The 14,849-nt window shown below is 34.4% G+C and carries 11 protein-coding genes; 6 read left to right on the top strand and 5 right to left on the bottom strand.

Translation table 11 applies throughout. The features are described from left to right. Positions 1 to 90: 90 nt before the first annotated feature. Genes C7J89_RS00480 through C7J89_RS00470 form a run of 3 tightly spaced genes read right to left on the bottom strand, consistent with a single transcriptional unit; the run spans position 91 to position 2,626 of the window. Entirely contained in the window at positions 91 to 513 is a 423-nt protein-coding gene (locus C7J89_RS00480) for a lipocalin-like domain-containing protein (RefSeq protein ID WP_061853438.1), read from the bottom strand. A gap of 25 nt (positions 514 to 538) precedes the next feature. Further along, the gene (locus C7J89_RS00475) at positions 539 to 1,291 is read right to left on the bottom strand and encodes a 3-hydroxybutyrate dehydrogenase (protein WP_229347783.1); all 753 of its coding nucleotides are present in this window, start codon (positions 1,289 to 1,291) and stop codon (positions 539 to 541) included. Positions 1,292 to 1,309: 18 nt separating this feature from the next. Continuing rightward, the gene (locus C7J89_RS00470; protein WP_103294827.1) at positions 1,310 to 2,626 is read right to left on the bottom strand and encodes a GntP family permease; all 1,317 of its coding nucleotides are present in this window, start codon (positions 2,624 to 2,626) and stop codon (positions 1,310 to 1,312) included. Between the two features lie 169 nt (positions 2,627 to 2,795). Here C7J89_RS00470 and C7J89_RS00465 point away from each other — a divergent pair, with 169 nt between their 5' ends. The 3 genes from C7J89_RS00465 to C7J89_RS00455 all read left to right on the top strand — a co-directional run bounded on the left by C7J89_RS00465 (position 2,796) and on the right by C7J89_RS00455 (position 5,465). Next, positions 2,796 to 3,710, top strand: coding sequence for a LysR family transcriptional regulator (locus C7J89_RS00465; RefSeq protein WP_103294826.1), 915 nt, complete (start codon positions 2,796 to 2,798; stop codon positions 3,708 to 3,710). A gap of 89 nt (positions 3,711 to 3,799) precedes the next feature. Beyond that, positions 3,800 to 4,780: a ketoacyl-ACP synthase III gene (locus C7J89_RS00460; protein WP_103294825.1), complete on the top strand. Its 981-nt coding sequence runs from the start codon at positions 3,800 to 3,802 to the stop codon at positions 4,778 to 4,780. Positions 4,781 to 4,922: 142 nt separating this feature from the next. Further along, positions 4,923 to 5,465 carry a PepSY domain-containing protein gene (locus C7J89_RS00455; protein WP_103294824.1) on the top strand — a complete coding sequence of 181 codons (543 nt, stop codon included), beginning with the start codon at positions 4,923 to 4,925 and terminating at the stop codon, positions 5,463 to 5,465. Between the two features lie 120 nt (positions 5,466 to 5,585). Here C7J89_RS00455 and C7J89_RS00450 read toward each other — a convergent pair whose 3' ends face one another. After that, complete coding sequence (locus C7J89_RS00450) at positions 5,586 to 6,071, bottom strand: DUF805 domain-containing protein (protein WP_061853434.1); 486 nt, start codon at positions 6,069 to 6,071, stop codon at positions 5,586 to 5,588. A gap of 173 nt (positions 6,072 to 6,244) precedes the next feature. Continuing rightward, positions 6,245 to 7,678 (bottom strand): MDR family MFS transporter, encoded by a 1,434-nt coding sequence (locus tag C7J89_RS00445; RefSeq protein ID WP_103294823.1) that lies wholly within the window; start codon positions 7,676 to 7,678, stop codon positions 6,245 to 6,247. 259 nt (positions 7,679 to 7,937) lie between these two features. Between C7J89_RS00445 and C7J89_RS00440 the strand changes: the two genes are divergently transcribed. The 3 genes from C7J89_RS00440 (at position 7,938) to C7J89_RS00430 (ending at position 14,659) form a co-directional block, all read left to right on the top strand. Then, a complete protein-coding gene (locus tag C7J89_RS00440; protein ID WP_103294822.1) occupies positions 7,938 to 9,149 on the top strand; it encodes a CynX/NimT family MFS transporter in 1,212 nt (403 codons plus the stop codon). A gap of 74 nt (positions 9,150 to 9,223) precedes the next feature. After that, positions 9,224 to 9,964 (top strand): alpha/beta hydrolase, encoded by a 741-nt coding sequence (locus tag C7J89_RS00435; protein ID WP_103294821.1) that lies wholly within the window; start codon positions 9,224 to 9,226, stop codon positions 9,962 to 9,964. Positions 9,965 to 10,162: 198 nt separating this feature from the next. Continuing rightward, on the top strand, positions 10,163 to 14,659 hold the full coding sequence (locus C7J89_RS00430) for a YSIRK-type signal peptide-containing protein (RefSeq protein ID WP_103294878.1): 4,497 nt from the start codon (positions 10,163 to 10,165) through the stop codon (positions 14,657 to 14,659). The last annotated feature ends 190 nt before the right edge of the window (positions 14,660 to 14,849 follow it).

Here is a 14,849-nt window from a genome sequence, read left to right as displayed (position 1 = left end):
ATTAAAGTTAATATATTTAATATACGCTGATTTGCTTTATGAAGACAATAAAAAAGGAAATGAAATTAATCATTTCCTTAGTGAATGTATTTATTTAACTCGTTGCCAAACTAGTTTTTGGTTAGGAACATTTCCATTAACGATACTTAAAGTATCACCTTCAAGTTTGAATAAGCGAGGTTGTGTATCACCTAACCATGTTGGATTCATGCTTACGTCCATTGTGTGATATACGGTAGCATTTTCTTCATCTAATTCAAATCTTCCTGAATAAGCTAAATAACCATGAGCTGCTTTTGCCATTTCTTCTGTAGTGCCTGTGTGGATGTCTCCAGAAGCATAAGCTGGACGTCCTTGTTGCATTAGCTGTGCAGACATATAGCCGTCGGGGTTATACATTATAAATCCAGTCGCATCTTCGCCTAATGGATAGAAAATATTACCTTGTTCATCTTCATCTTGATATTTAATAAGTTTCCAAGTACCAATTAATTTGTCTTTTAAATTAGTCATTATAATCTCTCCTTTTAATTAATATTTACGCGTTTGATCCACCTGAAACACTAATAGTTTCACCTGTGATAGCTGACGATTTATCAGAAGCTAAAAAGACGATAGTATCTGCGATTTCACTAGGTTCTAATAAACGGTTCATTGGCATTTTACCTGTAATATTTTTTTCCATTGCTTCTTGTTCAGTGATACCGTCTTGTTCAGCTAAGTTTGCTAATTGGTTTTCGATTAGTTTAGTGCGTACAGGTCCAGGGAGTACTGCATTTGAAGTAATACCATAATCTACAGTTTCTAATGCTACTGTTTTAGCAAAGCCAATTTGAGCAAATTTTGAAGCGACATATGCAGATTTAAATGGGTCTGCCATTTCGCCATGTGCTGAGGAAACAGTTATAATACGTCCTTGATGCTGTTGTTTCATGCTTGGAAGGACATGTTTAGTCATTAAAAATGTTCCAGTTTGGATAACATTAATGACTTGATTCCATTTTTCTAAAGGGAAGTCTTCTACTTTAGATATATATTGAATTCCCGCATTATTAACTAATACATCGATACTGCCATATTGAGATATAATGTCGTCTATAGCTTCTTTAATATTATCTTCGTTAGTTACGTTAACTTCATATGCAACACCATTATTTAAGGCATTTGCTGCTTCTTGTGCTTTATCAAGATTCATATCAAAAATAAATACGCGATCACCTTCAATATCAAATGCTTGTGCTGCTGCATAACCTATACCTTGAGCTGCTCCAGTAATAATTACGTTTCTCATAATAAATTCCTCCTAAAATTAAATAAATAATGCGATTAAAATAACTACAATAAGTGCTAGTAAATTTGCGCCGGTATTTGTAATAAATAGATATTTAAAACCATTTTTATGATTCAAACCTGTAAGTGCAAAGAAAGTTAATACAACGCCTGTATGTGGCATAACAGTGAATATTGATGAAGACATCGTCGCTATTCTATGAATAAGTTCCGGGTCGACTCCCATTTCTAAATACTGTTTACCGAAAGCACCTAATACAATTCCTAAAGAACCAGAAGCGGAACCTGTGATAATACCAAATAATGCAGAAGCAACGGCGATACTTATTAAAGGACTACCCGGTATATTTAAAATAAAGTGCTTAATTAATTTGAAGCCTGGTGCAATTGTTATTACGGTACCAAAAGCTACAGTGGAAGCTGTTAAAAATATTGGTATAATCGCATTGGTAGCTCCTTCGTTAATAACTTTTTGTTGTTTTGGAATATAATTTTTAAATATTATTGCTGATAAAATAATAGAAATAGCTAAACCAATAAGAATAATGTTTCCTATATTTAAAATACTACCGGTAATAATAATAACGATAAGAAAAAAGATAGGTAGTATACTTTGTAAAAATGACGGAATGGGTCTTGATGCTTGTTCGTCGGTTATGTCCAAATGATAGTCTTTGAAAGTTTCGCCATTGGCAATACTTTTATTCAATGCATGTTTCATATACCAGAGGCCAAATATTGTTGCTACTATTGCGCCGATAATACCTAACCATGGTGAAGCGGTTAATGTCGTCCCTAAATATTTAGTAGGTACAACATTTTGCACGGAAGGCGTAGCAGGTAACATCGTCATTGTAAATGTCCCTAACCCTAAGAAAATGGGTATGCCAATTAAATTCCAAGCTATATTTAACTTTTCGAATAATGGTTTGGCTAATGGAACTAATACGAAAACTACTACAAACAAACTAACGCCACCGTAAGTTAAAATTGCAGTAATAATAAATAATGCAACAAGTATTGAATATGGATTATTACTACCCACTTTAGAAATTATTTTTTCGGCAATACTCTGTGCCGCACCACTCGCGTCCATATACTTTGCCAGTAATGCACCTAATAAAAAGACTGCAAAAAAGTTAATAATAAAATCTGTTAAGCCTGTCATATATGAATGTTTTGCACCAATTAGTAAATCGAAAAATGGTAATTGGTTAGTTAGAATGACAATAATTGAGGCGATTGGTCCTATTATTAATATGGAAAATCCTCTCATAGCCATGTAAATAATAAATATGATGGCAATTAATATGCCGATTGAATAGAAAATATCCATTTTACACTTCCTTACAATTAAAATATTGTTAGACAAAGCGTTTAAATATTAATATTTTGTGTTATGTCTAATCTTATTGTCTACCTTTAAACCGGTTGTGTAAAAGACGTTTTACGCTATAATTACTATAACTTAATTGTTATAGTTAATGAGTAGAAGGAGTGTAACGATGACTAAAATGAATGGGGCAAGCTATTTAGCAGCAATCAAACAGTATGGCAATATTTCTCATGCGGCAAAGGCATTATATATATCCCAACCTTATTTGAGTAAGTTTATTAAAGAACTTGAACAAGATATAGGTGTAATTTTAGTGAATAGAAATACGAGTCCCTTAACTTTAACTTACGCTGGTGAAAGATATTTACATTATATGAAGCAAATAGCTGATATTTATAAAAACATGGAGAATGAAATACAAACATTATCTAATTTGAAAAAGGGACAACTGTATATCGGTGTAAATCCAATATTAGCAACGCATACGTTATATAATATTTTGCCGGAATTTACTAAAAGATATCCAGGAGTAGAAATAAAATTAATAGAAGAATCTGCACATCGTATAGAACAATTATTGATAGATAACAAGGTAGATATCGCATTGACAATTTTGCCACTATATCAAGACAATATAGCATATGATGTTTTATATACTGAAAAGATTTATATGGCATTACCGCCAAACCACTCATTAACATATAAATCTGACGCAGACTTACTTGATTCAATAACTATATTTGAATATTTAAACAATGCCAAATTTATTTTGCTAAAACCAGAGATGGCATTGCGTAAAGTTACAGATCAAATACTAAAAGACTATGATGTTAAACCTAATATCACAATGGAAACATTAAGTGTGGAAAATGCCTTGAAGCTTTCAAATGAAGGTTTAGGTATTACGTTTGTGCCTGAAAGTGTAAAAAATAAAAATGAGCACAATAACTGTAAATTTATAGCATTAGATTCTTTTAAATACTATAACCAAGTAGTTATTGCTTATGGAAAAGACGACAAAACGCAATTGTCTGAAGCGGCTAAAGCATTATTAAGCATGGCTCAAAACAACTATAACCAATAGATGGTTTTCCAACTTAAATTGAACTAATTGTACGCATATGATTAAATTAATGAATTAGAGTCCTATAAAAAATAATGAAGGTGACGACAATGAAATCATACGCAAAAATTACAGCGCAAGGTGCTTATGTGCCAGAAAAGATTATGACGAACCAAGATTTTGAAAAATTAGTAGAGACTTCAGATGAATGGATACAGCAACGAACTGGAATAATTGAACGCAGAATTACTGCACAAAACGAGTATACGAGCGATATAAGTTATCAAGCAGTATTAGATTTACAACAAAAATATAATGTTGAGTTAAGTGACGTTGATATGATTATTAATGCGACTTTGACGCCAGATTACAAAACACCTAGTGTGGCGTCATATGTTCAGGCTAGATTAGGAATTAAAAATGCAGGTGCATTAGATATTAATGCAGCATGTGCCGGTTTTGCTTATGGTCTTAATTTAGCAAATGGTTTAATTACTTCAGGTCAAAATAAAAAAATATTAGTAATCGGTGCAGAAACATTATCAAAAATTACAGATTATGAGGATAGGAGTACATGTATATTGTTTGGTGATGGTGCAGGTGCCTTTTTAGTGGAATATAGTGAAACTGATGCTAGCTTTATAGCAAGTACATCAGGATCTGATGGCGACAAAGGCCATAATTTATATTGCAGTGAACTATCTCAAGAAATGTTTGGCGAACAATTGGAAAACGAAGGCAACATTGTTCAAAACGGTCGTGGGGTATATAAATGGGCAGTTGGAAATGTCCCTCATATCATTAATGAAACAATTGATAAGAGTGATTATGACAAGGAAGATATCGATTGGTTTGTGCCACATAGTGCAAATGCACGAATGGTCGAGTCAATTTGTGATAAGTCTAATATCGCTAAAGAAAAGGCACTCATGAGTTTAGCATATTATGGCAATACATCATCGGCTACGATACCACTTGCTATTGATTTAGCTATTCAAGAAAATAAAATTAATAAAGGTGATAAATTATTGCTTGTCGGTTTCGGTGGTGGACTCGCTTACGCTTCGACTTTGATTAAATGGACCTTATAAAATTATATTTTCCTAAGTAATATTGTAATTTAGTGAAAACTAGAGTGACGCGTTTTCTAAATTCAGTGCTTAAAAATTTTAAATAAAATGTGTTTTATACAATGTATAATGGGAAAATTACACGTAAGGAGGTTGATTGTTTATGAAATTCAAAAGACTAACTGCAGTAGCGTTGTCCGGTGCTTTACTTGCTGGTTTTAGTGGAGGCGCAGGTGCACAGACTGCAAATGCTAAAAGTAAAGATACAATTAAGGTGAGCCAAATTAAGACGTCACCAAAACAAGCTGTTAAAAAAGCTAAAAGTGTATATGGTGGCCAAAAAGTTAAAGAAATAGCTTTCGAGAAGAGTCACGGCAAATGGGCTTATAAAATTGCACAACAGAAAAAAGGTAAAGAATCAGAAGTTATTGTCGCCAACAAGTCTAACAAAGTTTTAAGTAAAGAAACTGAAAAAGAAGATCACATCGATAAAAGTGAAAACTTTAAATATAGCGATGCAATAAGCTATAAAAAAGCACTTAAAAAAGGACAAAACAAATTTAATGGCGATGTAAGTGAATGGTCATTATCTAAAGATAAAGGTAAATTAGTTTACGACATGGACTTGAAAAAAGGTAAAACTACACACGAAATATCTATTAATGCCAAAAATGGTAAAGTCCTAAGTAACGAAAAAGATGACTAATTAGTGTGATTAAGCACTAATTTTATTAAACAATTAGAAAAGCGGACCCGTTTCATCGGGCCCGCTTTTTTATACACATATGATGCTTCAATAAAAAATGAATAGAGACAATAATTTTAACTAATTTACATATTTAGGATTCGCACCGTATTTGTTTGAATATTCGTTACCTCTCGTACAACATACTGCAAGAGAGAAAATACATAGTATTAAAAATGCGGCTACAATAACAATGATAATAATAGAAATTGTAATGTTAAGTGCATTGTTAAAGTTCAAATCAAATTTAAAGTTTGATTTTGGAATTACGTCACTAATATCATCTAAAATCATAAATATGTATAAGATCATAGGTATTTTCATTGTCATACCGGTATCGTGAAATCTTCTTACCATAACGGTAAAACTAGGTATGTAGTTTGCAATTGAAAAAATAATTCCGATAGTATATGACAAGCCTTTTGGAATAGGTAAAAACGAATTAAGTATACCCGCAATAATCGTAATAATTATATTGACTAATACAGGATACCAAAATTCCTTACGTCGGGATCTGCCATGAATTTTAAAAGCGTTAAGCCAATACAATTTGTAGTAATGCAACATATAAAATCCACCTTATTTTTTAAATATTTTATATTGTGTTAAATAATAATACATTTACACTAATATATCAAATCATTATAAATTATAAGTAAAGTTATTAATAGTTTATAACAATGTTTCGTATGAAACATTTAAAAAAACCACACACCTCAATATAGGCGTGTGGATTTAATTTATTTACGGACTGTTTGTTTTTTATCATTTTTAATGAATAACGTACAAATAAAGCCAATGATCAATAAGATAGTCGTAAAGATAAATGCTGCATCTATACCTTGTACTGTAGCATGTTGATTCATAACTGTTTTGCCTTCAGTCATAGCATGTTGAGCGGCATAGCTTTTTCTTACAATGGCTAAGATAGTTATCATAACAGCTGTGCCTATCGCACCTGCCATTATACGTAAAAAGTTCATAATTGCCGTACCATGAGAAATGTTTTCTGAATTTAGTGCATTAACGCCTTTAGTATTTAATGGCATGATGATTAAAGCTACTGAAAACATTCTTATTGCATATATAACAACTACATACCAATAAGGCGTATTTGAAGATAAGAAGCAATGCAATATAGTCATAATTATTAATATTATAAAGCCGGGAATGGCTAATACTTTCAAACCATATTTATCATAAATTTTACCCGTATAAACTGACATAAATGCGTTAACAACTGCACCAGGTAAGATAACGAAACCTGAAAGAATTGCAGATAGTCCTAAACTAGATTGAATGTATATAGGAATTAATAACGCTGGTCCAACGATACCAATAAATAGAATCATTGAACTTACTGAAGATAATGCAAAAGTTCTATTTGCGAATACTTTCAAATTTAATAGTGGGTTATCGATTTTAATTTGTCTTGTAACAAAGATCGCAACAATGATTAACCCGATAATTAGTGAAATGATAACGATAGGTGAATTGAATCCTAAGTTACCCGCACTACTAAATGCATATAACATAAGGCCGAAACCTAGTGTTGAATAGATAACAGATGTTTTATCTAGTTCTGTATGTTTAGTCGTGTTGTTACTTTCTACAAAGATAATACCTATAATAAATGCGATGATAGCTATTGTTGCTACAACGATAAATGGTGCTCTCCAACTGAATGTATCAATAAGAAATCCAGTTAGTGTTGGACCAATTGCCGGCGCTGTTTGTGCAACAATCCCTGTAAGTCCCATCGCGAAACCACGTTTCTCGGAAGGGAATAAAGTAAATACTGTGAATTGCATTAGTGGCAGTAATAAACCTGCGCCAATAGCTTGAATAACTCTGGCTACCATCAGTAAGCTAAAGGTAGGAGAGAATGCTGCTAAGATAGAGCCCACTAAAAAGGCGCTCATCGAGAAAATATATAATGGACGTGTATGGAACCGGTCCATTAAGAATGCAGTTAGAGGAATCATAATTCCGTTAACTAACATGAACCCTGTGATAAGCCACTGAGCCGTTGTTTCATCAATTTTTAAACCGGTTGTAATGGCTGGTAAAGCAGTGTTAAGTAATGTTTGGTTAAGCATTGCAACGAAAGCACTGCTGAGCATTACAAAAATAATCGTATTTCTTTTTTTAGTCGATATCATTTCAGACGACATATACATTACCTCTTTTCTAAAACTTCACAATTACAAATTTTAACGCTTTTTAGTTAGCAAAGCAAACCTGTTGGTTTTGAAAAATAATATAAAAATTATTAGAAATTTTAAAACATTTAAAATGGTGGTTAGCAAAAGAGAAATAAAAGTCTAAAATAGAGTGTATATAATTTGAAAAAATACTGTTGAATCACACAAAAGGAATTGTAGAGAAATTTAAAATGAAAATGTAATTTACATATAAATAGGAGGAAGTAATATGGACGAGTCAGCTAAAATAACTAAAAATTGGGCCATCGTCTTTGCGGTTGTTTTTGTAGCATCGACGTTACGTGCGCCTTTGACTGCTGTCGGCCCAGTCATTGATCACATTAAAGATGCCATGCATATTAATAATAGTGTTGCAGGTATTTTAACAACTATACCATTACTCGTATTTGCCATAGTTTCTCCTTTGGTATCAAAAGTGGTTGATAAGTTAACGATGTCGCGAACGATTGTATACAGTACGCTATTGTTAATAATAGCGCTTGTCATAAGAGTGTTAGGAGATTTCAATTTATTTATTATTGGGACGGTATTGCTAGGTGTAGCGATTGCTTTTGGCAATGTCGTATTACCAAGTTACGTCAAATGGTCATTTCCAGCTCAAATAGGTATTGCGACAGGAATGTATAGTGGAACCATGAATTTCACTGCTGGGATAGGAGGAGGTGCAAGTGTACCATTATCTCAAATATCTCCATTAGGTTTTAGACTTTCATTAGCATTTTGGATCGTATTCGGTGTTATTGCTTTGGTGCTCTGGTTGCCTAACGTGAGTAAAGGAGTCAAAAAAGAGCGGCGAGATCACATCAATCAATCAAACCACCCAGACAGTAATAAAAAAGTTAAAGTACTTAAGTCAAAATTAGCATGGATGATAGCTATGGTAATGGCGTTTCAATCCATGATTTTTTATACAAATGTGGCTTGGATTCCAACTATTTTGATGGATCGCGGTTTAAGCCCGAGTACTGCGGGTTACTTATTTATGTTGAGTCAATTTGCGCAAGTACCTATGACCTTTGTTTTTCCTATACTAGCATCTAAATTAAAAGACCAAAGAATGTTAGTAGTTGTAATTGCACTTTTATTTATTATTGGTTACTGCCTATTCTTTACACGTGCATTAATATTCTTAGTAATAGGTATTCTCATTATAGGATTAGCAATGGGTGCATGTTTCAGTTTGTGTATGACGTTTTTCTCTATTCGAGCACGTTCAAGTAAAGGTAGCATTGCATTATCAGGGTTTGGACAATCTATTGGTTACTTAATTGCTGCAGTTGGGCCATTTTTTGTAGGTTGGTTGCACGATACAACAGGCCATTGGAATTCAGCAATTATAGCCTTGATAACAATGGCAGTACTAGTACTAATATTTGGTTATCCAGCAGCTGAAAATAAATTTATTGAGGATGATCAATAATATACTTATAATTAATTGTCATATATAGATAAATAGTAAGTTTTATAATTAATAACTTGGAGTGACAAATAGAAATGATTAAAGTAAAAGAACCTAATCCAATTTATTTAGAAAATGAAAATGCGCAACACGCAGTATTATTATTACATTCATTTACTGGAACGGTTAGAGACGTTAAATTATTAGCTACTAAGCTAAATAAGGCAGGATATACGTGTTTAGTGCCGGCATATCGAGGACATGGTCTAATGATTTCAGAGTTAATGCAGTATACCATACAAGATTGGTGGCAAGATGCATTGGCTGGTTACCAGCAATTGAAAGAAGAAGGTTATAAAAAAATCACGGTGCTAGGAGTATCTCTTGGCGGATTATTATCTTTAAAACTTGCTGAAGAACAAGAAGTGCATTCAGTCGTCGTTATGTCTACACCATATAAAAAGGGCGATGCAAGTCTAGAAATGCGGCTTAAAAACTATGGTTCACGAATGGGGCAACTACTTGGTTTAGATGAAGATGAGATTAATCGACAAATTGCATTGATTCCTCAATATGAAGCGGGGTTATATGAGTTTAAGCGTATGGTTGACGATATTATGTCTAATGTTAAACATATAGACGTTCCTATTGCGATTAAGTATGGTAAAGAAGATGAACTTTCATACGAGAAAAGTGCCAATTATATTTATAATCAAATTGAGCATTCTAAAAAATCAATTAAAGGTTATGATTTATGTCATCATTTGATGACGCAAGGGAAAGGTAAAGAAGCGGTTGAAGAAGACACATTAGCTTTTTTAACACAGTTTAATTAAAGAGAATTAAATGATGACAAGCATAGTGAATATCCACTATGCTTTTTTTATGGTACCAACAAAATTTCCTGCTATTTTTTACTTATTTTAGTGCTACATTTTACTACTTTCCGAATTCTCCTTCTAAATGAAAATCATAGGAATATAATAACTTAAGAAAATAATTTTTTAGCATAGAGAGGAGATTTAGATGCCACTATGAAGCGATATTTTAATGATCTAAGTAAAAAAAATCAAAAAAATTATTCATTAAGAAAGTATAAAGTAGGCGTTATTTCAGCACTTGTTTCTTCAATATTTATATTTGGACTATACAATGATACGACTAAAGCTGCTGAAGTAGAAAATAGACAATTCAACTCAACAAATGGTGCAGCGGGTCACAATTATTACTCGACTTTAAATCCGGTACTCACGAATTCTTTGAATGCTGGTAGCGCTAATGGACCACAATATAACTATTATGGTCGTAACACAGGAGCCAATTATTTTGGTGCATTAAACCCAATCAATACGACATCACTGGATTCTGGACGTTCAAACTCGCTCAGTTTGCCTTCACGATCTGCTAATAGTAGTTCGACAAATAATCAATCCATTCCAGCTAACGTTCAGGGACAATCAAGTAATCAAAACGGTTCGCTTTCACCTGAAGATCAATTGAAATCTAGTGTGGGGAACGTATTAGGCAAAGATGCAGTAAGTGTAGATCAATATGGAACAGTGACTTTATCAGATGGGACACAAGTGCCATCTTTAGGTGGTTTTACAGGTTCACAAGGTAACCAGCCAGTTATTCAACCAGTTAGAAATAATAATCCATTTGGTGCACCTATTAGTTTTAATTCACCATTTGGAGGTAATTTGGCTGGGAGACATTTAGACTTGTCAAGTTGGTTATTACCATCAATACAACCACAAAATAATCCTTCAACTACCCAGGGTAATCAATTGGGATCAGCAGTTGCAGGTGCACTAGGTAAAAATGTAACTAATGTAGATCAATATGGAACTGTAACTTTATCAGACGGGACACAAGTACCATCTTTAAGTGGATTCCAAAACACTCCACCACAGCAAAGCAACAATAATGCAACAACACAGCAGAATAATAATTCTCCAACTGTGCCATCAGCACCATCAGCACCATCAGCTCCTAAACCACCTTCACCATTTGGTTCTCCTTATGGTAGTAGTAATGGAGCATTAGACCCAAGTTTAGCAAATTGGATTTTACCAGCACGTCCAAAAAGCGATTCTGTAGCAAATTCAAATCCACAAAATAATAACTCAGTTGCATCAAATAATAGTGTGTCACCAAATAACCAAACGCCACCTTCAGCAGCAGGTTCACCAGCTAATAATAATGCCTCAAGTAGTAATGGGAATTTAGCGGCATTCTCTGCGCCAGTTCAAGGAGCTGTGGGAGCACAAGCATCAAACGGAGCAGTGTCAGATGCAACTAATAATTCAAATCAGAATGTGGCATTTGAAGAAGAAACAGTAGATTTAACAAAGCTAGGACCAGAGTGGGATGACGTAGTTCGCCAATTTGAAGAAGATAAGGTGCCAGAAGTAACAGAAGAGACGGTAGACTTAACGAATCTAGAAGCAAAATGGGATGACGTAGTTCGACAACTAGAAGAAGATAAGGTGCCAGAAGTAGCAGAAGAGACGGTGAATTTAACAAACTTAGGACCAGAGTGGGATGATGTAGTTCGACAACTAGAAGAAGATAAGGTGCCAGAAGTAGCAGAAGAAACAGTGGACTTAACGAATCTAGAAGCAAAATGGGATGACGTAGTTCGACAACTAGAAGAAGATAAGGTACCGGAAAGAATTGAGGAGACAGTAGATTTAACAAATCTAGAGGCGAGATGGGACGATGTGGTCCGTCAGCTAGAAGAAGATAAAGTACCTGAAATAGCAGAAGAAACGGTGGACCTAACAAATCTAGAAGCAAAATGGGATGATGTGGTTCGTCAATTAGAAGAAGACAAAGTGCCAGAAAGAACGGAAGAAACAATTGATTTAACTAAGTTAGGAACTGAATGGGATGGCGTCGTTAAAGATTTAGAAGCACAAAAACCAGCACCACAATCTCAAGGAGAGACAATCGATTTAACAAACTTAGGTGCAGAATGGGATGATGTAGTGCGTCAACTCGAAGAAGATAAAGTGCCTGAAAGAACAGAAGAAACAATTGATTTAACAAATCTAGAAGCGAGATGGGACGATGTAGTCCGACAACTCGAAGAAGGTAAAGTGCCTGAAAGAACGGAAGAAACGATTGATTTAACTAAGTTAGGAACTGAATGGGACGGTGTCGTTAAAGATTTAGAAGCACAAAAAGCAGCGCCTCAATCTCAAGGAGAGACAATTGACTTAACAAACTTAGGCCCAGAGTGGGATGACGTCACACGACAGTTAGAAGAAGATAAGGTACCGGAGAGAACTGAGGAGACAGTAGACTTAACAAATTTAGATGCAAAATGGGATGACGTGGTTCGTCAATTAGAAGAAGACAAAGTGCCTGAAAGAACGGAAGAAACGATTGATTTAACTAAGTTAGGAACCGAGTGGGACGGTATCGTTAAAGATTTAGAAGCACAAAAAGCAGCAACAGAAACTAATGAAGAAACAATCGATCTTACAGATTTAGGCCCAGAATGGGATGATGTAGTACATCAACTTGAGGAAGACAAAGTTCCAGAAAGAACGGAAGAAACAATTGATTTAACAAATTTAGAAGCGAGATGGGACGATGTAGTCCGACAACTCGAAGAAGGTAAAGTGCCAGAAAGAACAGAAGAAACAATAGACTTAACTAAGCTAGGTCAAGAGTGGGACGGTGTTGTTAAAGATTTAGAAGCACAAAAAGCAGCGCCTCAATCTCAAGGAGAGACAATTGACTTAACAAACTTAGGCCCAGAGTGGGATGACGTAGTGCGTCAACTTGAGGAAAACAAAGTGCCTGAAAGAACGGAAGAAACGATTGATTTAACAAACTTAGGTGCAGAATGGGATGATGTAGTCCGACAACTCGAAGAAGGTAAAGTACCTGAAAGAACAGAAGAAACAATAGACTTAACTAAGTTAGGAACTGAATGGGATGGCGTCGTTAAAGATTTAGAAGTACAAAAAGCAGCACCACAATCTCAAGAAGAGACAATCGATTTAACAAATTTAGGCCCAGAATGGGACGATGTAGTACGTCAACTTGAGGAAGATAAGGTACCTGAAAGAACGGAAGAAACGATTGATTTAACTAAGTTAGGCTCTGAGTGGGACGGTGTCGTTAAAGATCTAGAATCACAAAAAGCAGCACCACAATCTCAAGAAGAGACAATCGATTTAACAAATTTAGGCCCAGAATGGGATGATGTGGTTCGACAACTCGAAGAAGATAAGATACCTGAAAGAACAGAAGAAACAATCGATCTTACAGATTTAGGCTCAGAATGGGATGACGTAGTGCGCCAATTAGAAGAAGATAAAGTTCCAGAAAGAACGGAAGAAACGATAGACTTAACGAAACTAGGTCAAGAGTGGGACGGTGTCGTTAAAGATCTAGAAGCACAAAAAGCAGCACCAAAAACTAATGAAGAAACAATCGATTTAACAGACTTAGGCCCAGAATGGGATGACGTAGTGCGTCAACTTGAGGAAGATAAGGTACCAGAAAGAACAGAAGAAACAATCGATCTTATAGATTTAGGTGCAGAATGGGATGACGTAGTGCGTCAACTCGAAGAAGATAAAGTTCCAGAAAGAACGGAAGAAACAATAGACTTAACAGACTTAGGTCCAGAATGGGATGATGTAGTACGTCAACTTGAGGAAGACAAAGTGCCAGAAAGAACAGAAGAAACAATCGATCTTACAGATTTAGGTGAAGAATGGGATGACGTAGTGCGTCAACTTGAGGAAGACAAAGTTCCAGAAAGAACGGAAGAAACTATTGACTTAACGAAACTAGGACCAGAGTGGGATGGAGTAATTGCAGACTTAGACAGACAAAATCAGAAACCAAAAGGTAATAATTCACAACAATCAAAACCTAATGATCAAATGGGTCCTAAGAAAGATGATAATTTAAATAATGGAAATATAAATAAACCAGGTTTAAATATTCCTCAAAATGGTAATAATATGGGTTCTCAGCAGCCAAAACATGATGACAAAAAATTAGATAACGGTTCATCTAAAATGACGGACATGAAATCAAATAATAATTCATCGAAAGATATTAAAAATAAAGCAGGTGAAATGCGAGACAATCAATCACCTAAAATGAATGATAAATCAATATCAAAAGCTAATAATTTATCAGGAAAACAATTAATGAATGGTGACTCCTCAAATAGTAAAAATGGTATGAACAATTCATCTAGTACTGGAACAGTTCAAAAAGCAATGAATAATTCTAATGCAAAGAACAACATGCAATCAAGTAATGTTAAAGTATCTAGTTCAGATAGTAAAGCAGTTAAATCTTCCAAACAAACGAGTGCTGTTACAAAAGCTAAACAAGTTAAAAGTGCTAAACAGATGATAAAACAGAAATCTACTAATAGCAAAAAATTACCTAACACAGGAGCGAATGATTCGATTAATGCTCCAATATTAGGCGCAACACTTTCTTTATTAGATACTCTTACATTAGTATCTAGACGTAAGAAACAGCAAGATTAAAATTAAAAGGAGGACGGACAACTATCTTATTTGTATAAGAAGGTTTTGTAACCCGTTCTGGCAAGGACGACTATAGTTGTAAAAGCTTTATGCAAGCGCGTTTTCAATTCAGTCAACTACCGCCAATTTGAAAATAGAGTCTGGGAACTTTGTGTCCCAGACTCTATTTGCGTTTATGATAACTAATAGA

The sequence above is a fragment of the Staphylococcus kloosii genome (assembly GCF_003019255.1).
In the GTDB taxonomy this organism is placed as follows: domain Bacteria; phylum Bacillota; class Bacilli; order Staphylococcales; family Staphylococcaceae; genus Staphylococcus; species Staphylococcus kloosii.
This window is presented reverse-complemented; position numbering and strand designations above follow the sequence as displayed.

What these genes read in the sequence shown, in the direction of transcription:
- C7J89_RS00480 (WP_061853438.1), bottom strand. Translation starts at nt 513, where the DNA reads ATGACTAATTTAAAAGACAAATTAATTGGTACTTGGAAACTTATTAAA.
- C7J89_RS00475 (WP_229347783.1), bottom strand. Translation starts at nt 1,291, where the DNA reads ATGAGAAACGTAATTATTACTGGAGCAGCTCAAGGTATAGGTTATGCA.
- C7J89_RS00470 (WP_103294827.1), bottom strand. Translation starts at nt 2,626, where the DNA reads ATGGATATTTTCTATTCAATCGGCATATTAATTGCCATCATATTTATT.
- C7J89_RS00465 (WP_103294826.1), top strand. Translation starts at nt 2,796, where the DNA reads ATGACTAAAATGAATGGGGCAAGCTATTTAGCAGCAATCAAACAGTAT.
- C7J89_RS00460 (WP_103294825.1), top strand. Translation starts at nt 3,800, where the DNA reads ATGAAATCATACGCAAAAATTACAGCGCAAGGTGCTTATGTGCCAGAA.
- C7J89_RS00455 (WP_103294824.1), top strand. Translation starts at nt 4,923, where the DNA reads ATGAAATTCAAAAGACTAACTGCAGTAGCGTTGTCCGGTGCTTTACTT.
- C7J89_RS00450 (WP_061853434.1), bottom strand. Translation starts at nt 6,071, where the DNA reads ATGTTGCATTACTACAAATTGTATTGGCTTAACGCTTTTAAAATTCAT.
- C7J89_RS00445 (WP_103294823.1), bottom strand. Translation starts at nt 7,678, where the DNA reads ATGTCGTCTGAAATGATATCGACTAAAAAAAGAAATACGATTATTTTT.
- C7J89_RS00440 (WP_103294822.1), top strand. Translation starts at nt 7,938, where the DNA reads ATGGACGAGTCAGCTAAAATAACTAAAAATTGGGCCATCGTCTTTGCG.
- C7J89_RS00435 (WP_103294821.1), top strand. Translation starts at nt 9,224, where the DNA reads ATGATTAAAGTAAAAGAACCTAATCCAATTTATTTAGAAAATGAAAAT.
- C7J89_RS00430 (WP_103294878.1), top strand. Translation starts at nt 10,163, where the DNA reads ATGAAGCGATATTTTAATGATCTAAGTAAAAAAAATCAAAAAAATTAT.